The organism is Sphingomonas sp. URHD0057 (genome assembly GCF_000620665.1).
Lineage (GTDB): Bacteria > Pseudomonadota > Alphaproteobacteria > Sphingomonadales > Sphingomonadaceae > Sphingomicrobium.
The window spans coordinates 390,051-414,933 of sequence record NZ_JIAU01000005.1 but is presented as its reverse complement, the minus strand read 5'-3'; the positions used below and the strand labels follow the sequence as shown (position 1 = coordinate 414,933).

The window sequence follows — 24,883 nt, the reverse complement described above, 5'->3', positions numbered from 1 at the left end:
GCGCCTACGGTTAAGCGAACAGGGTTAACATTGTCGCCACCAACGCGTGGCAGTGATGGTCGGGGAGAGAGGATTCGAACCTCCGGCCCCTGCCTCCCGAAGACAGTGCTCTACCAGGCTGAGCTACTCCCCGACCGGAACCCGCTTTAGCTGCGACAAGGGTCGCGGCGGGAGCCAAGGCCGCGGCTAGATAGATGGGGGTTTAGGTTAGCGCAAGGCGGCAATCAGCGGCCCAGCGTTTGCAGCCACTGCTGGTGGCGGACGAACTTCTCGCGCGGGGAGCCGGGGCGAGCGTTGGCAGCCTCATTTTCCTCGATCTTGCGCCAGTCGTCGTAGTCGGTCGGCATCACGCCGCGGCTTTCGAGCAGGCGTTTCAAGCCCGCCGCGCCCGCGCGATCGCCGGCGGTGCCCGATGGCATGGCGGCGGCGACCAAATCGGCGACCTCATAGCCGTCGGGCCGGTTGGTGCCGATCGTGCCCGAAGGGCCGCGCCGCGCCCAGCCGACGGCGTAGAGCCGGTCGGCGATCCGCCCGCCTTCGTTGAGGAACTTGCCGCCGCGCTCGTCATACGGGACGCCCTCGATCGGAGCGCTCGAATAGCCGATCGCGCTGATGATCAGCGACGTCGGGACCTCGTAGGTCTCGCCGGTACCGCGGGCGGCGCCTTTCTCGTCGAGCTCGGTGCGCTCGACGACGATCGTCTCGGCTTTGCCGTCGCCCTCGATCCTGAGCGGCTTGGCAAAGAAGTCGAAGATCATCGTCTTGCGCTTGTTGGCGCGGATGTCGGCGAAGTCGCGCAGGATCGTCACCGACTTGCGCTGCCCCGGTTCGAGCGCGTCATCGGCCTCGCGCGGCGGAAAATCGTTGAGATCGACCACCGGCTGCGCCTCTTCCAAATGACCGAGCTCGCCCAGCTCCTTGGGAGTCATGGCGATCTGGTGCGGGCCGCGGCGGCCGAGGATGGTGACGGTGCGGATCGCGGAATTATCGAGCGCGTCCAGCGCGTGGCCGACGATGTCCGAGCCTTCGAACTCGCGCCGCGACTTCGACAGGATGCGCGCGCAGTCGAGCGCGACATTGCCGTTGCCGATCACCGCGGCGTGGGTTCCAGTCAGCGGCGGGTCGAGGTCGGCGTAGTCGGGATGGCCGTTGTACCAGCCGACGAAATCGGCCGAGCCGATCACTCCGCCAAGCGCCTCGCCGGGGATTCCGAGCTTGCGGCTGTGCGGCGAGCCGACGGCGAGGATCACCGCATCATAGAGTTCGAGCAGCTCGGCGACTGAGACGTCGCGGCCGACGCTGACATTGCCGATGAAGTCGACGCCGGCGCTGTCCGCGACTTTGTCGTAGCGCTTGCTGACCGCCTTCAACGACTGATGGTCGGGCGCGACGCCGAAGCGGATCAGGCCGTAGGGCACCGGGTAGCGGTCGAGAATGTCGACGCGGGCCTGATCGCCATAGGCCTTTTCCAGCGCTTCGGCGGTATAGAAGCCCGCCGGTCCCGACCCGACAATCGCGAAATGCCGCATTCATTCTCCCGTCATTGCGAGCCCTTCGACGCCGCCGCGGCGTCGCTCAGGATAAACTGCGCGAAGCAATCCGGCTGGCTTGCCGCGTCGCGTAGCCTGTCCTCGAGCTGGCGTAGCCAGACCCGGGGGCTCCTCGCAATGACGAATTACTTGGAATGATCCTCCAGCAGGACGTTGCCCTTCCGCTGCAGCGCGGCCTGGATGACGCCGGCGAACATGCCGAGCATGCCCGGCAGGAGGACCTTGAGGTGCACCTTGTCTTCCATGACGTCGATCGCCGCCGTCACCGTCTGCCCCATGGCGGCGACATCGAGGTTGAGCTGGTCGCCGGACCAGCCCGACTGCACCTGCGCCCCGCCCGGAATATGCTCCTGCAGCTTGTGGATGTTGTTGGCGATCCGCCGCCGCGCCTCGTCCTTGCCGAGATTGTGCGGGAGATCGAGGTCGATGGGCTGGGTCATTCGTGCGATGTTGCCCGCCGTTCAGCGCTTTTCAAGGCAGGCGATGGGAGTATGGTTCCGCCATGCGCGCCGCCCTCGCTTTGCTCGTGTCCGCTCAGGCGCCGGTCGGTGTTCAGCCCCTGCTCGCGCCGGTTGCGATGGCCCCCGCCCCGTTCGATCCCGCCGCCGAGTACATCACCGCCGGCCAGGACGAGCCGGGCTATCGGTCCTGGTATCTTGGCGGCCCGTGGCGCGCGGCGCAGGTCAAGTCGTTCAACGAGTATCTAAACAGCTATCAGGTCGGCGGAATCCTGCCGACCTGGCAGCTGCTTCGCACCGCGACCTCGTGGCAGGAGTGCGGCGGCCAGCCCTTCGAGATTCCGCCGAGCGAGGAGTGGCCGCACATCGTCCAGACCCTGCGCTACATCCACGATTATGTGGTGCCCGCGGTGGGGCCGGTCGAGCCGGTGTCGGGCTATCGCAATCCGAGCCTGAACCAGTGCGCCGGCGGCGCGCCGGAAAGCGCCCACAAGCATTATTCGGCCATCGACATGGTGCCGTTGCGGCCGATTACGCGCATCGATATGATGCGTGCGCTGTGCGCGACCCATTCGCTGCACGGCGCGCAATATAATGCGGGCCTCGGCTTCTACGCCTTCATGCGCTTCCACATCGACAGCACCAAGTTCCGCCGCTGGAACATGGACCCGGCGGTCGCCGCCGAATGCCCGGCGATCGTCCATCCGGAAGACATCGCCAGCGTCGGCCAGCCCCTGCCGCAAACGTCGCCGGCGCCGGCCGCCACGCCGGCAACGGCAGCGCCGCCGGCCGCCACGACCGCCCCGTCGCCGACCGAAGTCGTCCACACGCCGGAGCGCGGTTACCAGCGTTAGACTCGGGCCTTGTGTTGCCCTATTGCAACACACATATCCCTCGCCAACGAAGAGGGGATTTGAATGGATTTTGAGAAGCTCACCGACCGCGCGCGCGGTTTCCTGCAGGCCGCGCAAACCATCGCGGTCCGCGAGAATCACCAGCGCATCGCACCGGCGCATCTGCTGAAGGCGCTGCTCGACGACGAGCAAGGCATGGCCGCCGGGCTGATCCAGGCGGCCGGCGGGGACGCGCAGGCGGCACGGCGCGAAGTCGACTTGCTGGTGTCCAAGATTCCGGCCGTCACGGGCAGTGGCGCCACCCAGGCCCCCGCGCTCGACGGCGACACGATCCGCATTCTCGACCAAGCCGAGCAAATCGCGAAAAAGGCCGGCGACAGCTACGTCACGGTCGAGCGCATCCTGCTGGCGATGGCGCTCGCCAAGAATACCGATGTCGGCGGCGCGCTCGCCAAGGCGGGGCTGACGCCGCAAAATCTCAACGCTGCGATCGACAAGCTGCGCGGCGGCCGCACCGCCGACACGCAATCGTCCGAAGACCGCTACGACGCGCTGAAGAAGTTCGCGCGCGACCTCACCGAAGCAGCGCGCGAGGGCAAGCTCGACCCGGTCATCGGCCGCGACGAAGAGATCCGCCGCACCATCCAGGTGCTGGCGCGCCGCACCAAGAACAATCCCGTGCTGATCGGCGAGCCGGGCGTCGGCAAAACCGCGATCGCCGAAGGCCTCGCGCTGCGCATCACCAACGGCGACGTCCCCGACGGAATCAAGGACAAGCGCCTGCTCTCGCTCGACATGGGCTCGCTGATCGCCGGCGCGAAATATCGCGGCGAGTTCGAGGAGCGCCTCAAGGGCGTGCTCGACGAAGTGAAGCAGGCCGCGGGCGACATCATCCTGTTCATCGACGAAATGCACACCCTGGTCGGCGCGGGCAAATCCGACGGCGCGATGGACGCCTCGAACCTGTTGAAGCCAGCCCTGGCGCGCGGCGAGCTGCACTGCATCGGCGCGACGACGCTCGACGAATACCGCAAGCATGTCGAGAAGGATGCGGCGCTCGAGCGGCGCTTTCAGCCGGTGTTCGTCGGCGAGCCGACGGTGCCAGACACCATCTCGATTCTGCGCGGCCTCAAGGAGAAGTACGAGCTTCATCACGGCGTCCGCATCACCGATGGCGCGATCGTCGCCGCGGCGACGCTCTCCAACCGCTACATCACCGACCGCTTCCTGCCCGACAAGGCGATCGACCTGATGGACGAGGCGGCGAGCCGGATCCGGATGGAGGTCGAGTCCAAGCCCGAGGAGATCGAGAATCTCGACCGACGGATCATCCAGCTCAAGATTGAGCGCGAAGCGCTGAAGAAGGAAAGCGACAAGCCGAGCAAGGAGCGCCTCGCCAAGATCGAGGAAGAGCTCGCCAACCTCGAGCAGCAGTCCGCCGAGCTGACCCAGCGGTGGCAGGCGGAAAAGGACAAGATCGCGGGCGAAGCCAAGATCAAGGAGCAGCTCGATGGGGCGCGGCTCGAATTGGAGCAGGCGCAGCGGAGCGGCGATCTCGCCAAGGCCGGCGAGCTTCAATACGGGCGCATTCCCCAGCTCGAGAAGCAACTCGCCGAGGCGGGCGCTGCAACCCACGGCGCCATGCTGCGCGAGGAAGTCACCGCCGAGGACATCGCGGGAGTCGTCAGCCGCTGGACCGGCATCCCGGTCGAGCGGATGATGGAGGGCGAGCGCGAGAAATTGCTCCAGATGGAAGCGACGATCGGCGCGCGCGTGATCGGCCAGGAGGATGCGGTGAAGGCCGTGTCAGCCGCCGTTCGCCGTGCCCGTGCGGGCCTGCAGGATCCCAACCGTCCGCTCGGGTCGTTCCTGTTCCTCGGCCCGACCGGCGTCGGCAAGACCGAACTGACCAAGGCGCTCGCCGAATTCCTGTTCGATGATTCGACCGCGATGGTCCGAATCGACATGAGCGAGTTCATGGAGAAGCATGCCGTCGCCCGGCTGATCGGCGCGCCGCCCGGTTACGTCGGATATGAGGAAGGCGGCGTGCTGACCGAGGCGGTCCGGCGCCGGCCCTATCAGGTCGTTCTGTTCGACGAGGTCGAGAAGGCCCACGGCGACGTCTTCAACGTGCTTCTGCAGGTGCTCGACGACGGTCGCCTGACCGACGGCCAAGGCCGCACGGTCGACTTCACCAACACCATCATCATCCTGACCTCGAACCTCGGCTCGCAATATCTCGCCGCGCTGGGCGAAGACGAGCCGGTCGAGAAAGTGGAGCCGCAGGTGATGGAGGTCGTGCGTTCGCACTTCCGCCCTGAATTCCTCAATCGCCTCGACGAGATCATCCTGTTCCATCGGCTGAGCGCCGGGCACATGGGGCCGATCGTCGACATCCAGATCGCTCGGCTCGGCAAGCTGCTCGAGGACCGCAAGATCCGGCTCGACCTGACCGACGCCGCGCGGGCCTGGCTCGGCCGCGTCGGCTACGATCCCGTTTACGGCGCCCGGCCGTTGAAGCGCGCGGTTCAAAAGTATCTGCAGGATCCGCTCGCCGACAAGATCCTGGCCGGCGAAATCGCGGACGGATCGGTGGTCCGCGTGGACGAGGGCGACGGCGGACTCAAGCTCGAGCCAGTGAGCCAGCAGCGCGCAGCGGCCTAGAGACTCGACGCCGCGCACATCGGCCGCTTAGGTGAGCGAGTGACGGAACCGAACTGGCACGCGCTCGGCGTCGAAGCAGCACAACGACTTCGCGAAGGGCGCGCAGGCGACGCCGCCGAGCTTTTCGAGCGCATGGCTCAATTGCGCCCAGAGCATGCCGACACCTGGTTCAACCTCGGCTATGCGTGCCGCGCCGACCGCCAATATGAGGCTGCGCTCGACGCTTATTCAGAAGCCCTGGCGCGAGGCGTGTCGAGCCCGGAAGAAGCCCATATCAACCGCGCCGTGATCCTCGCCGAGTTCCTCCACAAGGTGCCGGAGGCTGAGGCGGAGCTTCGCCAGGCGGTCGCAGTCAATCCGCAAGCGCTCACGGCGTGGCTCAATCTCGGGGGCATCGAGGACGACCTCGGCGAGCCCGCTGCTGCGCGCGAGGCGTATCGGCAGGCGCTCAAGGCCGATCCTCGAAGCGGCCGCGCGCTTGCGCGGCTCGCGGCCATTGACGTCCACGAAGGCGAGCACGAGCGCGCGGCGAAGCTGCTTGGCGATTCACTTCAGCAAGGCGCGCGGAGTGCCGAGGACGCCGCGGAGATGCTATTCGGTCTCGGCGCGGCGCTCGACGCCGGCGGAGAATATTCGGAGGCATTCCAGGCCGTTACCGAGGCCAATCGAATGGCGGCCGGCGTTCGCGCGCCAACCGGACGCTACGACCGGGCGCAGCATGAGCGTCTGGTCGACGCCCTGATCGCCATGCCGCCGATCCAGTCGGCCGGGCCGTGGCCGGCGGACAAGACGCCGATCTTCATCTGCGGGATGTTTCGCTCGGGCTCGACCCTGGTCGAGCAACTGCTCGCGCGTCACCCCGAGGTCACCGCGGGCGGCGAGCTGGAGTTCATTCCGGCCATGACCCGCGAGGACCTGGCGCCTTACCCCGAGCGCTTGACCGGCACGTCGGCGAAGCAGTTCGAAGCGCTTCGCGACAAATATCTGGAGCAGCTGCAGCGGCTGTTTCCGGACGCTGCGCAGGTCACCGACAAGCGCCCCGACAATTTCCTCCACCTGGCGCTGATCAAGGCGCTGTTTCCCGCCGCCCGCATCATCCACACGGTGCGCAACCCGCTCGACACCATCGTGTCGGCCTTCTTCCTCTATTTCGGCGACGCGATCCGATATGCCGACCAGGTGGACGATATTGTCCATTATTACACTCAGTACCGCCGGCTGATGGACCATTGGCGAAGCCAGTTCGGCGCCGACGTTCATGACGTCGACTACGACCGCCTGGTGATCGACCCGCGAAGCGAGCTCGAGCCGCTGCTCGCTTTTTGCGGGCTTGAATGGGACGAGGCCTGCCTGGCCCAAACGCCGAACGAGGCCGTGCGAACGGCCAGCAATTGGCAAGTGCGCAAGCCCCTTCACGCGAGGTCGTCGGGGCGGTGGAAGAATTACGCGCGCGAGCTCGAGGGCGCGCGCCGACGGCTGGCCGACCTTGGCCTGCTCTAATCCTGCTCCTGCAGGGCGAAGAACCGCACGAGCAAATCCTGCTCCTCGGTCGTCAGGTGCGGATTCCACACATCGAAGATCAGCACGACCCGGATCTGGTCGCTCGAGTTGTGCGCTTCGTGTTCGATCGTGTCGTCGAAGGCAAAGGCGTTGCCCTCCATCCATTCGCGCGTCTCACCCCCGACGCGGAACCAGCACCCGGGGGGAACCACCAGCGGCAGGTGAATAATCGTCCGCGTATTGGTGACCCCGGTGTGCGGCGGAATCCGCGCGCCCGGCCGCAGGATCGAAAAGAAGGCGGATGGCGCCTTGCCCGGAATGCGGTTGACCGGCACCAGTTGGAGCGCGGCCGCGGTCGCCGGGCAGCGGTCGAGAACCGGTTGATTGGGCTCCCCATATTCCCACAGGAAGCAGGCGCCCCAATCGAGCGATTGGTCGAGTTCCGTCCATTTGTTCTCGGGCAGGCCCTTGTCCATCCGGACATAGGGGCGAAGCGCCTCCCCCGGATCCTCCAGTAGCGCCAGGCCTTCCGCACGGATCGCGGCGGTGTGCGCTTCGATATCGCCGAGCCACGGAAACAGCCGCTTGTCGAAGAATTCGTCGGCGGGGAGGAAGGGGTAATGAAGACCGTGGCATTCGTTGCTGTAAATCGCGCGCCGGCCAAGCATGTGGGCCATGCACGCATTGAAGCGGCGAAGATCCGGATCGGCCGCGCGATCGGCGCCGAACTCCTTTTCGATTTGGCCGGAAAGCGCCGCCGAGTGGGCGGTGAGATAGGCCTGGCCGCGGCGGATTGCGTCATCCATTACCGGCGGGCGATCGACCGACGAGGACGCGACCTGGACGACCGCGCTCCAGCCTACCGCCGCTTCTTTCGCGTGGCCGGTCCGCTCCTCGAGCTCGGCTTTGCGCAAAAGCGCGATGAAATGGAACCGGTCGGCTTCGATCGCGCGCTCGAGTGCCGAGCGTTCCAGCTCGTCATCGCCCTGGGCGCGGGCGGCGGACGCCAGGTTGATCCACAACGTCGGCTCCCGGGAGTCGATCTGCGCCGCCTTCTCGAAGAGAGCCGCGGCTTGCTCAGGCTGATTGTCCGCCAGCGCCCGCATCCCGCGAGCATTGAGCGCGACCGGGTCTAGCGGATTGACCTCCAGGGCTCGGTCGAGCGAGCGAAGCTCGTCCTGAAATTGCCCGCGCTGGCGAGCGGTCATCGCGGCGACGAGGTGCTTCTGTACTTCGGCCGTCACATCGGTCATGCCCCGGCATAATCACAGGCTCCGAACCCGTGCAAGCGAGCCAGGTTCGTCAGGGAACAGCGAAGTGGGTCACGAGGATCGCGATAATCTCGGACCGGAGTGGCTGGCATACCGGTTCGACGAAGCCACCGATACGATCCGCTTCGTCGATTATGATCGGGAGACGCGCGGCTCGGCGCCGTTTCTCGCCGTCAATCATTTGCCCGAGAGGCCCTACCGCGCCGAGCCGCGCGAACGGGCAAAACGGCTCGCGCCGGCGACCGCGCCAATCCAATTTGTGTTTCATTCGGGTTTTTGCTGCTCGACGCTGTTCACCCGCTGCTTCGATCAGCCCGGGTTGGCGACCGGTTTCAGCGAACCCAATATTCTTAATGACGTCGTCGGCTGGCGCAAAAGGGGTGCGCTGCCGGCCGAAGTCGGGCGCGCCCTCAGCGATGCAATCAGCCTGCTCGCCCGGCCCTTCGGAGGCGACCAGCTCTCGGTCGTGAAGCCTTCGACCATTGCCAATGGCCTGGCCGCGGCGATGTTGAAGCTGCGCCCTGAAGCGAGCGCGGTGTTGATGTACGCACCCTTGGAAGACCATTTGCTTTCACTCGCGAAGAAGGGCTTTGATGGCCGGCTGTGGGGGCGCGAGCTGTTCATGGCGATGCGAAGGGAGCAGTTGCTGGACCGCCTTGGCCTGACCGACACGGACTTTCTGGGCCTGATGGATCTGCAGATCGCCGCTTGCGCCTGGCTCGGTCAGCAGTGCCTGTTCTCCGATTTGATCGAGAAATATCCAGGCAGGGTGCGCTCGCTGTCCAGTGATGCGTTTCTTGCGCGGCCGAAGGAGGCCCTCGAGGGGGCGGCCGGACTGTTTCAACTCGCCCTGACGTCCGAGCAGGTAAGCGCGGTGGCGGGCACGGTGCTCACCCGCAATTCCAAGGATGGAACCGCGTTCGGCGCAAGCGCGCGCGATGACGAATATCGCGCGGCACGGAGCGTCTACGGGGATGAAGTCGGAAAGGTTGCCGAGTGGGCCGCACTGGTTGGCGAGGCCGCCGGCATTGCCACCGACCTTCCCCACCCTTTGACATAAAAAAAAGGGGCGGATCCGAAGATCCGCCCCGAATGCCTGGACTAGCCGCGAAGTTTAGAACTTCAGGCGGACCGTCGCCGAATAACGACGGCCCAGGGTTTCGAACGTCGACGGGAAGGTGTTGCCACCGACCGCCGTCGTCGACCCGGCCTCGCCACCGACCAGCGGCGGGTCCTTGTCGAAGATATTGATCGCAGAGAGCGTAAGCTCATAGTGATCGGTGATCGAGAAGCGCGTCGTCAGGTCGAAGTAGTTGAACGCCGGAATGCGGTTGGCGTTGAAATGCTGCCCTTCGATCGCGCAGCCATTGCAGGTGATTGGACCTTCGAACAGCGGCGGCAGGTTGTTCGGCGCGCCATGCTCATACTGGAAGGCGCCGATGTGCCGCCACAGCAGCGACACGTCGATCGGCTTGAACGACAGGGTCGTCCGCTGGCTCCACGACCACTTCGGCTGAAGCTGGCCAAGGGTGATACCGCAGTTGACGCTGAAGGTGCCGGCGCAGTTCGGGCCGAAACCAAGCGACGGGATCGACGACAGCCGCGAATCGCGAGTGTAGTTGCCGGCGAAGTTGAGGATGAGATCCGCGAAGCCGACATTCCGGCGATAGTTTGCCGTCAAGTCGAAGCCGCTCGTCTTCAGTGCGCCCTGGTTGGTTGTCCTTGCGAGCAGACCCGGAGTGGTCGCCGGATCGCCGCTGAGGCCGCCAAGCGCCGGGTTACGACGAATGGCCGTACAGTCGGCCGAAGTCGGGGCGCCAGCCGGCGGACTCGCCGGATTGTCGCCGAAACAAGCGCGGATCATGTCGCCCGGGAGCGGCACGACGATGCCGTTCTTGATCTTGATGTTGTAGTAATCGAGCGAGGCGTTGAAGCCGGGCAGCAGCTGTCGCGGCGTCACAACCACGCCGACCGTCCAGGTATGCGCGGTTTCCGGCTTGAGCGTGGGGTTGCCGCCAACGGTGATGTTGACCTGGCCCGAGATCGGCTGCGGGATTTGGCCGATCGTGCCCGCTGGGGCACCCTGCGCAAGGCAGATCGCCTGAAGCGCCGGGTTGGTGATGTTCGGATTGAGCGGAACATCTTCGGTGACAAGCGCAGGATTCGCAGTGCCCTGACAGGGGTCGGTCCCGAGGTTGGTCAGCGCAGTAACCACCGGCGTGAACAGCTCGGCGATGTTCGGCGCGCGGACCGCCTGCTGGTAGTTGCCGCGGAACTTGATCGCATCGAACGGCGCCCAGGTGCCGCCGATCTTGTAGGTGTCGGCGCTGAACTTTGGCTTGCCTGCGGCGTCGACCACATAGTGCGAACGGCGATAGCCAGCCTCGAGGGTCAGCTCGTCGAAGAATGGACGGTCGGCCGCGATTGGGACGATCAATTCTCCGAACGCGTCTTCGGCGGTGTAGCCACCTTCGACCGCCAGGATCGCGCCGCCGGCGCCACCAAGCTCACCCGGAACCTGCGCAAGAGCGTCGGGACGGGTGTGAGCGGTGTAGTCGCGATGCTCGGCACCGATCGCGAAGGCGATAGGCTTGCCGGCCCACGGCAGCGAGAAGCCGAAGTCACCCGACACGACGCCATGGACCTGAGCCAGCGTCGCACCGCGCGAGATCGTGCTTTCGATGCCGCCGATGAAGCCCGCCATCTCCGGCGTGATGCTGTTCGGCTGGCCAAACAGGTTCAAGGGCACGCACCCGGCGCTGAGATCGGCGCACTGCGTCGGATCATCCGGATTGGTGTTCAGCGCCTGCTGGACGCGGCTGGTCGACACGTAGTTCTGACGGCGCTGGACTTGCTCCGACTCGCCATAGGCGCCGTAAACGTCCAAGTTGATGTTCTGCGTGATGTTCCAGGTCGCGCCCGCCTTGAAGTCGAAGATGTTGGTCTGGAACTGGTCCACACGCGGACCGACTTCGGTCGTGCGGCGATAGACGGCCGGGATATCCAGGGCGGGCTGTTGGCGGCATGTCGCCAGGTCATTGATCGGAGCGGGGATTGGACCGTCCGGGCCGGGCACAGTTTGGTGCTGACAGATGAACAATGCTTCGGCGTCGGTCAGGAACGGGTTGAAGCCCGGGATCGTCAGATGGGTGCCGAACAAGCCCGACGGCGCCGCGATGCTGCTGTTGGTGGTCTTGGTGAAAAGCGCCCGCCCATAGACCGAGACGGCATCGGAGATGTCGTAATGCGCCTGCCCGAACGCATTGTAGCGCTGGAACGGCGTCTGATAGACGTTGTACGGGTTGAAGTTGAAGGTCCGGTAGGACGGAATGAACGCCGTTGATTCGGGGTTCACCTGGCGCTTGCCGGTGCCCGGGAACGCCACTGAAGTCGGGATCGAGGTCGAGGAGCTGCCGCCGCATCCGCCGGTCGCGGAGGTAATGACGCACTCGCCGAACTCACGGTTGGCGAACGATACCGGATCGGTCTCGATATAGCCGATCGCTAGCACCGCATTGCCGCGCCCGTCATCGAAGTTGGCGCCGAGGGTGAGGTCGGTACGGAAGGTGTTGCCGTCACCACGCTCAGTGATGCCTTCCTGGACGCGCATGTCGACGCCGGCAAAATTCTTCTTGGTGATGAAGTTGACGACACCCGTCACGGCGTCGGCGCCGTAGGTGGTCGAGGCACCGCCGGTCAGCACGTCGATGCGATCGATCAGCGACAGCGGGATGTTGTTCAAGTCGACCGCACCGGCCGTGGTCGCGGGAACCAGGCGGGTCGAGTCGAGAAGGACGATGTTGCGCTTCTGGCCGAGGCCGCGAAGATCGACCGTGGCGGTACCGTTGTTGCCGTTGTTGACGTTCTGGCCAAAGCCCGGGGACACGCCCGGGATGGTGCGCAGGATCTGTTCGGCGTTGGTCGACTGGCGAAGGTTGATTTCTTCCTGTCCAACGACCGCGACCGGCGAGGACGACGTTAGGTTGGGGTTACGGATCAAGGTGCCCGTGACGATGATCTCGCCGCCACCCTGGGCCTGCGCCGGCGGAACCGCTTCTTGCGGCTGCGCACCCGGGCCCGCATCTTGAGTTGTGCCGGCCTGCGTCTGGCCTTCGGTCGTTGCGCCACCCGGAGCGGTGGTGTCGGTCGTACCGGCCGGCGGCGCCGGCGACGCATCCTGCGCATAGGCAGGCATTGCCGCTACTGCGAATCCCGCAATCACGGTCGTCGCCAAAAGCGATCGATAGCTCTTAGACATTCTGATCCCCTTCTGAACCCCGAGGCCGCAGCCACGAATCTTCGGCCGCTCTGTTCGGCACTGATGTACGGTTCCTACGGGTAGTTGCCGTGGCGAATCAATCAGACGAGTCGTGCGAGCGACAAATCGTGGCGGTAATGTTGCATTTGGGGCACAGGTTGCTTTCCGCCCTCACGGTGGCAGGAATCGCACGAAGCTCGGCGGGGAGAATGGCATGCGCGTGATTGTTTCGCTGGCCGCGATCGCGATTCTCGCGTCGGCCTCGACCGCGGCGAAAGGTCCGCCCGCGCCGATGTCGCCCTACATCAACGCTCTCGAGAATTGCCGGACGCTGACCGACCCGGCGCAGCGCCTCGCCTGTTACGACAAGACCGCGCCGGCGCTGATCACGGCATCCAAGAGCGGCGAAATCAACATCGTCGACCGCGGTCAGTTGCGCCAGGCTCGCCGCTCCCTGTTCGGGTTCTCGATGCCCAAGTTGCCCTTCTTCGCCGGCGACCAGAGCGCCGGCGACACGCCCGACCAGATCGAATCCACGATCAAATCGGTGCGCGAGGGGAACGGGCGCTATCAGGTCGTCATCGCCGACGGCAACGCGGTCTGGGAGACCACCGAGGAATCGATTAGCCTGAGGGAACCAAGGCCTGGCCAGAAGATCGTCATCCGGCGCGGTCCGATGGGCAGCTATTTCATCCGCATCAACGGCCAGACCGGCGTCAAAGGCCGCCGCGTCGGCTAGCGCTCAGTCGTCGCGCTGTTCGGCCTTCAGGCTGGCTTCGGCGTCGACATAGGGTTCCTGCCGCTCGATGCTCCAATAGCGCAGCTCGTGGAGCGGGATGCGGGCGCCGGTGACGGCGCAGACCACGTGGTCGCCGTCGGACAGCAAGCGGAACGTCCCCGCCAGATAATGCACGCGCGCGGCCTTGCCGCTTCCGGTCATCAACATCGCTCTATTCCTCTGGCGGGTCGAACAGGCCCGGCTGGGGCGGAATGTAGGATTTGCGCGCCTTTCGCTCAACCGCCGGCGGACTCGCGCTCCCGCTTCCAACCGTCGCATCGACCGCCCCATCTCCGAACTGCAGCGTCAGGAGCGCTTCGGCCCTGGCTTCGGCGGCGCTGGTGAGCGTCTTGCCGCCGCGGCTGGTGACCCGCGCAAAGCCGCGCGCCAGCGGCCGGTCCGGATGCACCAGCTCGGCCATTTGCCACAGCGCCGACAGCTTCTCCGTCAATCGCGTGATTCGCTGATCGACAAGGTCCCGGCGCAGCCGCCCGGCGACGAGATTCATGTCCGCGCGCGCGTGGCCCGCGCGTGCTGCGAGCGAGCGCGGGAGGCGCTCGCCGAGCTCGTCGACGCGCTGGATGGCGGGGGCGAAGAGGGCGCGCGGCTCGGGCCAGCGGCACAATGTCAGCTCGAAGCGCTCGCGGTCGCGCTCGGAGCGGCGGGCCAGGCATTGTTGCGCGCGATGGGCCAGCTCGGTGAGCTGAGCCGCCAGTTCCGAGCGCACCGGCACCGCCATTTCCGCGGCCGCGGTCGGAGTCGGCGCGCGGCGGTCGGACGCGTGGTCGATGAGGGTGGTATCGGTCTCGTGGCCCACGGCCGAAATCAGCGGGATCGGACAGTCCGCTGCGGCGCGGACGACCTCTTCCTCGTTGAACGCCCACAGATCCTCGATCGAACCGCCACCGCGGGCGACGATCAGCAGATCCAGCCGCGGCTCGACCGCCGGGAAGTCGCGAATCGCCTCGGCTATCTTCGCCGCCGCGCCTTCACCCTGAACCGGGACCGGCCACACGATCACGTGAGTCGGGCAGCGGTCCTCGAGGCGGTGGATGATGTCGCGGATCACGGCGCCGGTGGGCGAGGTTACCACGCCGATGACGCGCGGCAGGAACGGCAGCTTGCGCTTGCGCGCCGGGTCGAACAGCCCTTCCGCGGCGAGCGCTTTGCGCCGCCGCTCGAGCAAAGCGAGCAAGGCGCCCTCGCCGGCCAGCTCCATGACCTCGATGACGATCTGGTATTTGGAGCGGCCGGGGTAGGTCGTCAGCTTGCCGGTGGCGATGACTTCGGCGCCGTCTTCCGGCCGGAACGCCAGCGAGACCGCGCTGGTGCGCCAGATGACCGCGTCGATGCACGCATTCTCGTCCTTCAGGGTGAAGTAGTAATGGCCCGAGGCATGGCGCTTGAAGCCCGAAATCTCGCCGCGGACGCGGACGTTGCCGAAGGCGGTCTCGATGGTCCGCTTGAGCACGCCCGAAAGTTCGCTGACGCTCAGCGGCGGCGAATTGTCGCCGGGGGCGACGTTCGCTAACAGGCCGCCACGCGTATCGTCAGGGAGATCCATGGACATTTTGCTCTTGGGGTCGGGCGGCCGCGAAGATGCGCTCGCCTGGAGGCTTAGGCAATCGCCAAGCTGCGGCCGGCTGCTTGCGGCGCCGGGCAATCCGGGCATCGCGCGGTGGGCGGAATGTGCGGCCATCGACCCGTGCGATTCCGGCGCGGTGGTCGCCCTCGCAAAGGAGCAGGCGATCGACCTCGTCGTGGTTGGGCCGGAAGCGCCGCTGGTCGCCGGCGTCGCCGATGCCTTGCGGCAGGCCGACATCGGGGTGTTCGGGCCCAACGCGGCGGCCGCCCGGCTCGAAGGCTCCAAAGGCTTCACCAAGGACCTGTGCAAAGCCAACGGAATCCCAACCGCCGACTACGTCCGGGCCGAGCGGGCGGCCGAGGCCCGCGAGGCGCTGAGCCAGTTCGGTATCCCGGTCGTGATCAAGGCCGACGGCCTCGCCGCGGGCAAGGGCGTTACGGTGGCCATGAGCCGCGCCGAGGCCGAAGCGGCAATCGACGCCGCGGGCGACGGGCCGCTGGTCATCGAGGAATTCCTCGAGGGCGAGGAAGCGAGCCTGTTCGCGCTGGTCGACGGCGCCGCCGCGGTGCCGCTGGCCTCGGCGCAGGATCATAAGCGGGTCGGCGAAGGTGACACCGGCCCCAACACCGGCGGCATGGGCGCCTATGCCCCCGCGCCGGTCCTCACCGCCGAGCTGCAGAGCCGCGCGATGGAGGAGATCGTGCTTCCGACCGCGCGCGCCCTCGCCGCTGCGGGAACTCCATTCAGCGGCGTGCTGTACGCGGGACTGATGCTTACGGCGCAGGGCCCCAAGCTGATCGAATATAATGTCCGCTTCGGCGATCCCGAGTGCGAAGCGATCATGCCGCTGATCGACGGCGACTTCGCCGAATTGCTGCTCGCCGTCGCCACCGGCCGGCTCGGCGAGATCGCTCCGCCCAGGCTCTCGCCGCAGCATTCGATGACGGTGATCGTGGCGGCGCGCGGCTATCCGGGGACGCCAGCCAGCGGCGGCGCGATCCGTGCCATCGAAGCGGCCGAGCAAGTCGCCGGCGTCACCGTGTTCCACGCGGGAACCGAGCTTGTCCAAGGCGGCTTGGTCGCCAAAGGCGGCCGTGTGCTGGCGGTGACCGCGGTTGCCGATACGTTCGCGAATGCTCGGGCGCGCGCCTATCGCGCGGTCGACCAAATCGATTTCGCCGACGGTTTCCACCGCCGCGATATCGGCTGGCGTGAGCTGCAGCGGGAGACCGCATGAACACCCTGTGGAGCTATTTCTGGCCGCTGCTCGCCGTGGGCCCGGTGATCGGGATCGTGGCGGGATCGATCAGCTTCCGCCTGCCGCCGGCCGCGGTCAAGGACAAGCTCGAGGGGGTCCCGCTGGCGACGCACGACTTGCGCCGCAAGCGATGGCTGGCCCTTGGGATCGGTGCGGCGGTCGCGATCGCCGCGGCGGCTTTGTGGGCCGGACCGATGCACGCCGCGGACTTGTTTGCCCAACGAGTCGAACGGGACGCCCGCCTCACGCTCGACAATTATGAAATGTACCAGGTCACGGGGCGGCTTCACCGCCGCCCGCTCAGCCGCCGACTGATCCTGTCCGGACCAGCCGACGACTTTCAGCGTAGCGAGCTCAGTCGAATCCTGGCCCTCATTCCCGGCGTGCGCGAAGCGCGGTGGTCGACCGGCGGCGGCGTTCCGCTCATCGTCGAAAGCGGCGCAGCGACGATCCTGGGCTTTCTTTTCGGCGTGCTGCTCGCCTATTTCGTCGAGCTTCGCCGACGCTTCAACGCTCAATGGAATTGGTAAGAAATGGATTTCATCCGCGAATATTGGTGGCTCATTCTGATCGCTGCGGCGGCGGTCGCCCTCGCTTACCTGGTGCTGAGGCCACGCCAGCGCGTCCAGCTCACCGACAGCGCGCCGCGGCGGCCGCACATGCCGGCCAGCGGGCGCGACCGCGAAGGCCGCGGGTTTGCCGGCGAAGCGGCCGCGGCGACCAGCGACGTGACCGGCGAGATCCTCGGCGCCTCGGTGCACCGTAAGCTGTCACGGGCGAAGGATCCCGCCGACGACCTCAGTCTGTTGAAGGGAGTCGGACCCAAATTCGCCGATGCGCTGCATGCGCTCGGCTTTCATCGCTTCGAGCAGCTCGCGCATCTCACGCCCACCGAAATCGAGCGCCTGGACGGGCAGCTCGGCGCATTCCGCGGCCGCATCTCGCGCGACCGCATCGTCGAGCAGGCCGACTATCTGGCGCGCAACGACCGCGACGGCTTCGAGCAGAGGTTTGGCGCGCTCAGCTGACCTCTGCGGTTTCAGCCTCGGGCTTCTTTTTGCGCGGCCGCGACACGATCAGCTTGTCGATCTTGCGCCCGTCGAGGTCGATGATCTCGAACGACCAGCCGTCGTGCTTGAAGGTCTCGCCCGTCTTGGGGAGGTGCTTGAGCACCGACAATGCAAAGCCCGCCACGGTCGCATAGTCGCGGTCGTTGGGCATTCGAACCCCGAGCCGGTCGGCCAGCAGGTCGGCGCTCGCCGCCCCGGACACCAGCCAGCTGCCGTCTTCGCGCTCGAGCAACGGCGGCTCCTCGCCCTGCTCCACATCGTGGGCGAAGGTCCCGGCGAGCGCCGCGAGGATGCTGCCCGGCGTCACGATGCCCTCGAGATGGCCATATTCGTCGTGGACCAGGGCAAGCGGGACGTCGGCGCTGCGCAGCACCGCAAGCGCGTCCATCGCGTCCATCAGGTCGGGAATGACCGGCGCCTTGCGGCACAGGCGATTGAGGTCGATCGGATCGCCCCGCAGCGTGCAGGCGAGGACGTCGCCGGTCTGGATGACGCCGACGATATTTTCGATCGTCCCCTGCGCAACCGGAATGCGGCTATGGACGGTGTCGATCAGCGCGGCGCGCACCTCATCTTCGGTCGCGTCGACGTCGATCCAGTCGACGTCCGTCCGCGGCGTCATGACTTCACGCACCGGCCGGTCGGCCAGCCGCACGATGCCCGAGATCATCGCCCGCTCGTCTTCCTCGAGCACTCCGGCGGTCTGCGCTTCGGCGACGACCAGGTGCAGCTCCTCGGCAGTCACGTGGTTCCTCGATTCCCGGTCGAGGCCGAGAAGGCGGAAGATGAGCGAGCTCGATTTGTCGAGCAACCAGACGAACGGGGCGGTCACCACCGAAAGCCAGCGCATCGGGCGCGACATGGCCACCGCGATCGGCTCGGGCGAGCGGAGCGCGATCTGCTTGGGCACGATCTCGCCGATCACCAGCGTGGCGAAGGTGGTGAGCACGATCACCACGCCGAAGCCGACGGTGTGCGCGGTGTCGGGCTTGAGGCCGAGCAGTTGCAAGCGTTCGGCGGTGGGCTCGCCAAGGCTGGCTCCCGAAAAAGCGCCGGCGATGACCGACATGAGCGTGATCCCGCTTTGTACGGTCGAGAGAAAACGGCCCGGATCGGACGCGAGCTCGAGGGCGCATTCGGCGCCGCGGCTGCCGCCCTTGGCCAGCGCTTTCAGCCGTGCGTCGCGGGAGGAGACGATCGCGAGCTCACCCATCGCCAGCACGCCGTTCACCAGAACGAGGGCGAAGATGATGAGGACGTCGATCCAGGGAAAGGGTGCCAGATGGTCGCTCATAGGCGGCTGACCGCATGCTTAGCCTCGATTGACGGGCTGCGACAAGTTTGGCAGCCGATGACCCCCGGAACCATGTGGTTCGGGCGCCGGTTTCACGGGTGAGAAATTCTGCTTTGGAGCGGTGAGATGCAGTTTCGACGCTTGTTGTCCGCCGCTGCCATCGGATGCGGGCTGATCGCCTTCGCCTCCTGTTCGACCGCACCACCGCCCGCCCCGATCCTGCCGCGCCCGGCCGAATTCACGCCGCTGGGGCTCGGCGCGCGCTACCTCGCGGGCGACGTCATCGGCGGGCTAAAGGCGCGTTCCGCCAAGATGCGCGCCGCCAAGATCCGCCCGCTCGGCGCATCCGCCGCCGCGCAATATCTGGCATCGACGGAAAGCGAGCTGCGCAGCCAGACGGCGGGTATCGGGCTCGACGTGCTTCGGGTTGGCGACAGCATCCTCATTCGAATCCCCGCTGCGCTGACGTTCGATTCGGGGAGCTCGGCGGTAAAGCCGCAGTTCGACGCGACCCTCAAGGAGATCGCGCGCACTGTCCGCACCCGCAACCAGAGCTTCGTCGACGTCTTCGCGCATACCGACACGTCGGGAACGGAGGCGGGCAACCTGGCCTTGTCGCAAAAGCGCGCGACGGCGGTCGCGACCTATCTTGCCGGTCACGGCGTCGCCAAGGCGCGCATCGCATCCAGGGGCTACGGCGAGAGCGCGCCGCTCTACAACCCCGATGTGACGGAGGGTCAAAAGGCGGCCAACCGGCGGGTCGAGATTCGCCTCGTCGCCTACCGCTCCTGAGCGCTAGCGGCGCTCGGCGAAGAAGTTGCGCAGGAGCTCCGCCGACTCCTCCCCTCCGATCCCGCCGAGAACGTCGGGCCGATGATGACAGGTCGGCTGGGCGAAGATGCGCGCGCCGTGGACCACGCCCCCGCCCTTGGGATCCTCGGCGCCGAAACGCAGCGCCTTGAACCGGGCGAGTCCGATCGCCGCGGCGCACATCGCGCAGGGCTCCAGGGTGACCCACAACGTGCAGTCGTCGAGGCGCGATGTGCCGAGCTTGGCCGCCGCCGCACGAATCGCTTCGATTTCCGCATGCGCGGTCGGGTCGTTCGAGGCGCGCATCGCATTGCGGCATTCCGCAATGATCGCGTCGCCCAAAGTCACTACCGCGCCGACCGGCACGTCGCCGCCCGCGGCCGCCTCGGCGGCAAGGTCGAGCGCGCGGCGCATCGGCGGGGGCAATGGAAAGGTCATGCATCCGCGCCGCTACCGCAGCAGTGCGCGGCTGTCAGCCGAATCGCCGTTACTGGGCGTTGTTGGTCACGGGCGCCGCGCGGTTCTGCGGCGCCTGGACTTCGACGCTGGGGACTTTGACCGTCGCATCCTTGGCCCCGACCTTGACCGATCCGGTCTCGACATCGAACGCCGGCGCCTGGCCGCCCTTCGCGGTGACCCCGTTGGTGGTCGCGGATATGTCGGGCGCCCTGGCGCCGCGGATCTGGTTGATGTTGACAAAACCGGTCGCGACCGCGGCGATGGCGGCGACAATCAATATGATCAGGATGAGGATCAGGGTTCGCATGTCTTTCGCTCAAATTTCGTGACGGGGCACATGGGCTTGTCGCCTGTCCGACAGTTTGTCGAGATTTTATCAACGCAAACATTGTCGTTCGGTTGCCGTCGTACCAAGTGGCGTAACGTTGACGTGGGCGCCCCGAGCCGCTAACGGGCGGCGCTCTTCGGGCCTTGGCTTTAAGGCTCGTTTCAAAATCAGGATTTGACCATGTCGCGGGTTTGCGAGCTGACCGGCAAGGGCCGGCAGGTGGGAAACAACGTTTCCCACGCCAACAACAAGACGAAGCGCACGTTCCTTCCGAACCTGCAGAACGTCACTTTGATTTCCGACGCCCTCGGGCAGGGCGTGAAGCTGCGCGTATCGACGCATGGCCTGCGCTCGGTCGAGCATGTCGGCGGCCTCGACAATTGGCTGATGAAGACCGGCGAGGACAAGCTGTCGCCCAAGGTCCGCAAGCTGAAGCGCGAGATCGCCAAAAAGGCTTCCGAACAAGCCGCTTAGGCTTCGCTCGGCGGCATTGTAAGCCGCTGAAACGCCGCCGAAAATCCTGAACCGCCGCTGCAAGCCGCGTTCAGCACCGATAAGCCGCGATTCGCGCATAACCCTGTCAGCCGGCGGGGTTTCCCCCTTTTCCCCGTCCGTCATAGTTCCCTCGCGTCGCGTATCGAGGGGGGCCCGGTGCGCGTTGTTGCATCGGGCCCATTTTTTTTGGGCTGTCGCTCAGGGGCTTTCGAACAGCATCGCCAACTGGTCGACCATGGCGCCGGCCAGCTGGTCGGCGTCCATGATCGTCACCGCGCGGTCGTAATAGCGGGTCACGTCGTGGCCGATGCCGATCGCGATCAACTCCACCGGCGACTTGCGCTCGATCCACTCGATCACCTGGCGCAAATGCTTTTCGAGATAATTGCCGCCGTTGGCCGAAGCGGTCGAATCGTCGACCGGCGCGCCGTCCGAGATAACCATCAGGATGCGGCGCTCCTCGGCCCGCCCGATCAGCCGGTTGTGCGCCCATAGCAGCGCCTCGCCGTCGATATTCTCCTTGAGCAGCCCCTCGCGCATCATCAGGCCGAGATTCTTGCGGGCGCGGCGGTATGGGTCGTCGGCGCGCTTGTAGACGATGTGCCGCAGATCGTTGAGCCGGCCCGGATTGAGCGGGCGTCCGGCGGCGAGCCACGCCTCGCGGCTTTGCCCGCCCTTCCAGCCGCGGGTGGTGAAGCCGAGGATCTCGGTGGCAACTCCGCAGCGCTCCAGCGTGCGGGCCAGAATGTCGGCGCAGATCGCCGCGATCGCGATCGGCCGCCCGCGCATCGAGCCTGAATTGTCGATGAGAAGCGAGACGACGGTGTCGCGAAACTCGGTGTCGCGCTCGATCTTGTACGACAGCGAATGAGCGGGGCTGACGATGACGCGGGCCAGCCGCGCCGCATCGAGCAGCCCCTCCTCCTGGTCGAAGTCCCAGCTGCGCGCCTGCTGCGCGAGCAGCCGCCGCTGGAGCCGGTTGGCAAGGCGCGTGACGACGTTCTGCAGCCCGCCCAACTGCTGGTCGAGATAGGCGCGCAAGCGCCCCAGCTCGTCCTCGTCGCACAATTCATTGGCCTCGACGGTCTCGTCGAACCGCGTCGTGAACGCTTTGTATTCGGTCTCGGGAGAGGTCTCCCAGTTGCGCCGCCCGGGGGATGCGAAAACGCTTTCGCCGAGCTCGTCGCCGGCTGCGGCGCCCTCGTCGTCCGCCTCCATCTCGGCGGCCTCGCTGTCGTCGCCGGTGCCGTCGTCGGCTTCTTCGCCCCGCGCCTCGACGTCGGAGCCCGGCGAGCTCGCCTCGTCGGACTTGTCGGCGGAATCCTCGCCGCCGTCCTCGTCGGCCTCGTCGTCGTCGCCGCCCTCCTCGGCTTCCTCATCGAACGGCTCTTCGGCGGCAGCGAGGTCGAGGTCCTCGAGCAACCGCCGCGACAGCTTGGCGAAGGCGGCCTGGTCGTCCAGCGTCAGCGCCAGAGCGTCAAGCTCGGCCGCGGCTTTCTCCTCGATCCACGGCGCGACCAGCTTGAGCCCGGGCAGCGCGGCCTTGGGCGGCGCGTCGCCGCTCAGCCGCTCGCGGGCGATCAAGCCGACCGCGCTGGCCAGCGGCACCTCTTCCGCGCTTCGGGCGCGGACCAGCGCATCGCCGCGCACGCGCGCTTCGGTGAGGTGGGTGAGGTTCTGGCGAACTCCGCCCATTGAGCGCGCGCCGAGCGCTTCGACCCGCGCCGTTTCCAGCGCGTCGAACACCGCGCGCGCATCCACGTCGGCGGGCGCGGTCCGCGCATGAAGCCGCGGATCATGGAAGCGCAGGCGAAGCGCAACGGAGTCCGCGGCGCCGCGCGCTTCGGCGACCAGGCGAGGCTCGAGCGCCGGCCCTGGCGAGGGAACGCGTGCGGTCTTTCCCGACGACGGCGCGGCCTCGCTCGCAAACACCACGTCGACGTCGGGATCCTTGGCGATCGCTCGCGCGGCGCCGGCAAGGGAACGGCGGAAAAGGTCGATGCGCTCAGCCATTGCGGCCTAGCCCGCGTTGCCGACCACGCTTTCGGGCAGGTCCTCGCCGAACACGCGCTGGTAATATTCGGCGACCAGCGGCCGCTCGGTCTCGTCGCATTTATTCAGGAATGAGACGCGGAAGGCGTAGCCGACGTTGCCGAAGATGTGCGCGTTCTGCGCCCAGCTGATCACCGTGCGCGGGCTCATGACGGTCGAGATGTCGCCGTTCATGAAGCCTTGCCGCGACAAATCGGCGACCTTGATCATCTTGTCGACGATGTCCTTGCCGCCGGGCTCGTCATATTCGCCCGACTTGGCGAGCACGATCTGCGCCTCGACCGCCGCCGGCAAATAGTTGAGCGTGGTGACGATGTTCCAGCGGTCCATCTGGCCCTGATTGATCGCCTGGGTGCCGTGATAGAGCCCGGTGGTGTCGCCGAGGCCGACGGTGTTGGTGGTCGCGAACAGGCGGAACCAGGGGTTGGGACGGATCACGCGGTTCTGGTCGAGCAGGGTTAACTTACCCTCTGCCTCGAGCACGCGCTGGATGACGAACATCACGTCGGGGCGGCCGGCGTCATATTCGTCGAACACGAGCGCGACCGGATGCTGCAGCGCCCACGGCAGCAACCCCTCGCGGAACTCGGTCACCTGCTGGCCTTCGCGAAGCACGATCGCGTCGCGGCCGACGAGGTCGATGCGGCTGATGTGCGCATCGAGGTTGACGCGGATCATCGGCCAGTTGAGCCGCGCCGCGACCTGCTCGATGTGGGTCGACTTGCCGGTGCCATGATAGCCTTGGACCATCACCCGCCGGTTTTTGGAGAAACCGGCGCAAATGGCGAGCGTCGTGGTCGGGTCGAAGACGTAGGTCGGGTCGAGGTCGGGGACCCGCTCGTCGGCTTCGCTGAACGCCGGCACCTCCATGTCCGAGTCGACTCCGAACAGCTCGCGCACCCTGGCGATCTTGTCGGGTGAGGCCATCAGGGTGTCGGCGCGCGATTCGGGCTGAACGTTGGGGAGGTCGGTCATAGGGGGGCCTTAGAAGAAGGCGTCGCTCGCCTCAACCGACCGCGACTTTCTCCGGTAGAGGGAACAGCGTCCGGAAGCGCTCCGCCAGCTCGAGGTCGCCCTCGACTTTGATCATTTCGATGGGCGCCCCGCCATGGATTACGGCGGCAATTTCGCTCGGCGAACCAATGAATGTGACATCGCAATCGTCCGCATCGCGCCGCTCGACGTCGAGAGCGCCATCATGGACCGTCGTCACGTAACTGGTGTCGCCGAAGCGGAAGCCGACTCGCGCATCGAAGCCCTTGGCCCGCTCGGCCGAAATCAGCGTCTGGAGCGACATCACCACCGACACGTGGCTCATCCGCAGCTCGGGATTGTGCAGCGGACTGCGCGCCGCCCATTTGCCGAGCGAGGCGATGACCGGAACAGCCTCGAGCCCCCATCTGGTCGCTTCATAGACCTGGACCGCGGCCGGCGGCGGCAGCTTCGTCTTGCGCACCAGGCCGCGCGCTTCGAGCTCGGTCAGGCGCTGGGTGAGAACGTTCGCGCTAATTCCTTGAAGGTCGTGCTTGAGATCGGAGAATCGGCGCGAGCCATAGGCCAGCTCGCGCAGCACCAGCATCGCCCAGCGCTCGCCCAGCAATTCCATCGCGTGGGCGAGGCCGCAGGCGTCGTCGAACCGCCGTTTCTCCTCGTTTCCCCGTGCTTTAGTTAGTTTTTGTAACTGCATGGTTGCAATTTATAACCGAGTCGTACAAAAAGCAAGCGAATCGAGTCGCAAGGAGGAAAAAATGGCAACCGCAGCAATCAATGAAGCGCCAATGAGAACGTCGACTTCCAACAAGCTAGGCTGGGCACTCAGCGGCCTTGCCATCCTGTTTCTGGGAACGGACGCGGGGGCGAAGATCGTGGTCCCCGCACTGATGGCGGCCTATACCCCACCGCAGCTCAAAATCCCGACGGACCCTGACTTCTATCGGCTGCTCGGGACGATCCTGGCGTTCAGCACCGCGCTCTATGCGGTCCCGCGCACCGCCGTTCTCGGCGCGCTGCTGGTGACCGCCTACCTCGGCGGCGCGGTCGCGACCCACCTGGCGGCCGGCAGCCCGCTCCTCAGCAGCACATTGTTCGGAGTCTATCTCGGCCTCGCCGTCTGGGGCGGCCTGTGGCTCCGCGAACCGCGCCTGCGGACACTGCTGCCGCTGCGCGACTGACCCCCAACTCCAGCTCAGAGCTCACACA

General features: G+C 66.3%; 23 protein-coding genes and 1 tRNA gene. 11 read left to right on the top strand and 13 right to left on the bottom strand.

What is annotated here, in order from left to right; translation table 11 throughout:
* Nucleotides 1-56: 56 nt before the first annotated feature.
* The 3 genes from N539_RS0102255 to N539_RS0102245 all read right to left on the bottom strand — a co-directional run bounded on the left by N539_RS0102255 (nucleotide 57) and on the right by N539_RS0102245 (nucleotide 1,990).
* Nucleotides 57-133 (bottom strand) — tRNA-Pro (locus tag N539_RS0102255).
* A 91-nt stretch (nucleotides 134-224) separates the two neighbouring features.
* Entirely contained in the window at nucleotides 225-1,529 is a 1,305-nt protein-coding gene (locus N539_RS0102250; protein ID WP_028968953.1) for an FAD-dependent oxidoreductase, read from the bottom strand.
* Between the two features lie 146 nt (nucleotides 1,530-1,675).
* Nucleotides 1,676-1,990, bottom strand: a complete 315-nt coding sequence (locus N539_RS0102245; protein WP_028968952.1) for a polyhydroxyalkanoic acid system family protein — start codon at nucleotides 1,988-1,990, stop codon at nucleotides 1,676-1,678.
* A 62-nt stretch (nucleotides 1,991-2,052) separates the two neighbouring features.
* On the opposite strand from N539_RS0102245, the gene N539_RS17535 reads away from it, so the two are divergent.
* From N539_RS17535 to N539_RS0102230, 3 genes are all read left to right on the top strand, one after another.
* Nucleotides 2,053-2,862 carry a D-Ala-D-Ala carboxypeptidase family metallohydrolase gene (locus N539_RS17535; protein ID WP_051531187.1) on the top strand — a complete coding sequence of 270 codons (810 nt, stop codon included), beginning with the start codon at nucleotides 2,053-2,055 and terminating at the stop codon, nucleotides 2,860-2,862.
* A 63-nt stretch (nucleotides 2,863-2,925) separates the two neighbouring features.
* Nucleotides 2,926-5,526, top strand: a complete 2,601-nt coding sequence (gene clpB, locus N539_RS0102235) for an ATP-dependent chaperone ClpB (protein ID WP_028968951.1) — start codon at nucleotides 2,926-2,928, stop codon at nucleotides 5,524-5,526.
* Nucleotides 5,527-5,565: 39 nt separating this feature from the next.
* Nucleotides 5,566-7,026, top strand: a complete 1,461-nt coding sequence (locus tag N539_RS0102230) for a tetratricopeptide repeat-containing sulfotransferase family protein (protein ID WP_028968950.1) — start codon at nucleotides 5,566-5,568, stop codon at nucleotides 7,024-7,026.
* Here N539_RS0102230 and N539_RS0102225 read toward each other — a convergent pair.
* Nucleotides 7,023-8,279 carry an aspartyl/asparaginyl beta-hydroxylase domain-containing protein gene (locus N539_RS0102225; protein WP_028968949.1) on the bottom strand — a complete coding sequence of 419 codons (1,257 nt, stop codon included), beginning with the start codon at nucleotides 8,277-8,279 and terminating at the stop codon, nucleotides 7,023-7,025. The genes N539_RS0102230 and N539_RS0102225 overlap by 4 nt on opposite strands.
* A gap of 64 nt (nucleotides 8,280-8,343) precedes the next feature.
* Between N539_RS0102225 and N539_RS0102220 the strand changes: the two genes are divergently transcribed.
* Nucleotides 8,344-9,357, top strand: coding sequence for a hypothetical protein (locus tag N539_RS0102220; protein WP_028968948.1), 1,014 nt, complete (start codon nucleotides 8,344-8,346; stop codon nucleotides 9,355-9,357).
* A 54-nt stretch (nucleotides 9,358-9,411) separates the two neighbouring features.
* Here the strand turns inward: N539_RS0102220 and N539_RS0102215 are convergent, their stop codons facing one another.
* Nucleotides 9,412-12,555 (bottom strand): TonB-dependent receptor domain-containing protein, encoded by a 3,144-nt coding sequence (locus N539_RS0102215; RefSeq protein WP_028968947.1) that lies wholly within the window; start codon nucleotides 12,553-12,555, stop codon nucleotides 9,412-9,414.
* A gap of 214 nt (nucleotides 12,556-12,769) precedes the next feature.
* Here N539_RS0102215 and N539_RS0102210 point away from each other — a divergent pair, with 214 nt between their 5' ends.
* Nucleotides 12,770-13,294 carry a hypothetical protein gene (locus N539_RS0102210; protein ID WP_028968946.1) on the top strand — a complete coding sequence of 175 codons (525 nt, stop codon included), beginning with the start codon at nucleotides 12,770-12,772 and terminating at the stop codon, nucleotides 13,292-13,294.
* A gap of 3 nt (nucleotides 13,295-13,297) precedes the next feature.
* On the opposite strand, the gene N539_RS0102205 is transcribed toward N539_RS0102210, so the two are convergent.
* Nucleotides 13,298-13,501, bottom strand: coding sequence for a DUF2093 domain-containing protein (locus tag N539_RS0102205; protein WP_028968945.1), 204 nt, complete (start codon nucleotides 13,499-13,501; stop codon nucleotides 13,298-13,300).
* Nucleotides 13,502-13,505: 4 nt separating this feature from the next.
* Nucleotides 13,506-14,903 (bottom strand): exodeoxyribonuclease VII large subunit, encoded by a 1,398-nt coding sequence (xseA, locus tag N539_RS0102200; protein WP_051531306.1) that lies wholly within the window; start codon nucleotides 14,901-14,903, stop codon nucleotides 13,506-13,508.
* Here xseA and purD point away from each other — a divergent pair.
* The 3 genes from purD to N539_RS0102185 are packed head-to-tail and all read left to right on the top strand — an operon-like array spanning nucleotide 14,896 to nucleotide 17,204.
* On the top strand, nucleotides 14,896-16,155 hold the full coding sequence (gene purD / locus N539_RS0102195) for a phosphoribosylamine--glycine ligase (protein WP_028968943.1): 1,260 nt from the start codon (nucleotides 14,896-14,898) through the stop codon (nucleotides 16,153-16,155). The genes xseA and purD overlap by 8 nt on opposite strands.
* Nucleotides 16,152-16,706 carry a hypothetical protein gene (locus tag N539_RS0102190; protein WP_028968942.1) on the top strand — a complete coding sequence of 185 codons (555 nt, stop codon included), beginning with the start codon at nucleotides 16,152-16,154 and terminating at the stop codon, nucleotides 16,704-16,706. Before purD ends, N539_RS0102190 begins: the two co-directional genes overlap by 4 nt.
* Before the next feature lie 3 nt (nucleotides 16,707-16,709).
* A complete protein-coding gene (locus N539_RS0102185; protein ID WP_028968941.1) occupies nucleotides 16,710-17,204 on the top strand; it encodes a hypothetical protein in 495 nt (164 codons plus the stop codon).
* On the opposite strand, the gene N539_RS0102180 is transcribed toward N539_RS0102185, so the two are convergent.
* Entirely contained in the window at nucleotides 17,197-18,540 is a 1,344-nt protein-coding gene (locus N539_RS0102180; protein WP_028968940.1) for a hemolysin family protein, read from the bottom strand. The two genes, N539_RS0102185 and N539_RS0102180, sit on opposite strands and share 8 nt — an antisense overlap.
* A gap of 126 nt (nucleotides 18,541-18,666) precedes the next feature.
* Between N539_RS0102180 and N539_RS15000 the strand changes: the two genes are divergently transcribed.
* Nucleotides 18,667-19,332, top strand: coding sequence for an OmpA family protein (locus N539_RS15000; protein WP_037551711.1), 666 nt, complete (start codon nucleotides 18,667-18,669; stop codon nucleotides 19,330-19,332).
* A 3-nt stretch (nucleotides 19,333-19,335) separates the two neighbouring features.
* On the opposite strand, the gene N539_RS0102170 is transcribed toward N539_RS15000, so the two are convergent.
* Together N539_RS0102170 and N539_RS14995 are read right to left on the bottom strand one after the other, a co-directional pair.
* Nucleotides 19,336-19,788, bottom strand: a complete 453-nt coding sequence (locus N539_RS0102170) for a nucleoside deaminase (protein ID WP_037551709.1) — start codon at nucleotides 19,786-19,788, stop codon at nucleotides 19,336-19,338.
* A gap of 49 nt (nucleotides 19,789-19,837) precedes the next feature.
* Nucleotides 19,838-20,116: a hypothetical protein gene (locus tag N539_RS14995; protein ID WP_051531183.1), complete on the bottom strand. Its 279-nt coding sequence runs from the start codon at nucleotides 20,114-20,116 to the stop codon at nucleotides 19,838-19,840.
* 201 nt (nucleotides 20,117-20,317) lie between these two features.
* Here N539_RS14995 and rpmB point away from each other — a divergent pair, with 201 nt between their 5' ends.
* Complete coding sequence (gene rpmB / locus N539_RS0102160; protein WP_028968938.1) at nucleotides 20,318-20,611, top strand: 50S ribosomal protein L28; 294 nt, start codon at nucleotides 20,318-20,320, stop codon at nucleotides 20,609-20,611.
* A 219-nt stretch (nucleotides 20,612-20,830) separates the two neighbouring features.
* On the opposite strand, the gene cobT is transcribed toward rpmB, so the two are convergent.
* From cobT to N539_RS0102145, 3 genes are read right to left on the bottom strand one after another with little or no spacing between them, the layout of a single operon-like run.
* On the bottom strand, nucleotides 20,831-22,645 hold the full coding sequence (cobT, locus tag N539_RS0102155; protein ID WP_028968937.1) for a cobaltochelatase subunit CobT: 1,815 nt from the start codon (nucleotides 22,643-22,645) through the stop codon (nucleotides 20,831-20,833).
* 6 nt (nucleotides 22,646-22,651) lie between these two features.
* Nucleotides 22,652-23,659 carry a cobaltochelatase subunit CobS gene (cobS, locus tag N539_RS0102150; protein WP_028968936.1) on the bottom strand — a complete coding sequence of 336 codons (1,008 nt, stop codon included), beginning with the start codon at nucleotides 23,657-23,659 and terminating at the stop codon, nucleotides 22,652-22,654.
* A 31-nt stretch (nucleotides 23,660-23,690) separates the two neighbouring features.
* Nucleotides 23,691-24,371 carry a winged helix-turn-helix transcriptional regulator gene (locus N539_RS0102145; RefSeq protein ID WP_028968935.1) on the bottom strand — a complete coding sequence of 227 codons (681 nt, stop codon included), beginning with the start codon at nucleotides 24,369-24,371 and terminating at the stop codon, nucleotides 23,691-23,693.
* A gap of 91 nt (nucleotides 24,372-24,462) precedes the next feature.
* Between N539_RS0102145 and N539_RS0102140 the strand changes: the two genes are divergently transcribed.
* The gene (locus N539_RS0102140; protein WP_051531304.1) at nucleotides 24,463-24,855 is read left to right on the top strand and encodes a DoxX family protein; all 393 of its coding nucleotides are present in this window, start codon (nucleotides 24,463-24,465) and stop codon (nucleotides 24,853-24,855) included.
* Nucleotides 24,856-24,883 lie beyond the last annotated feature (28 nt).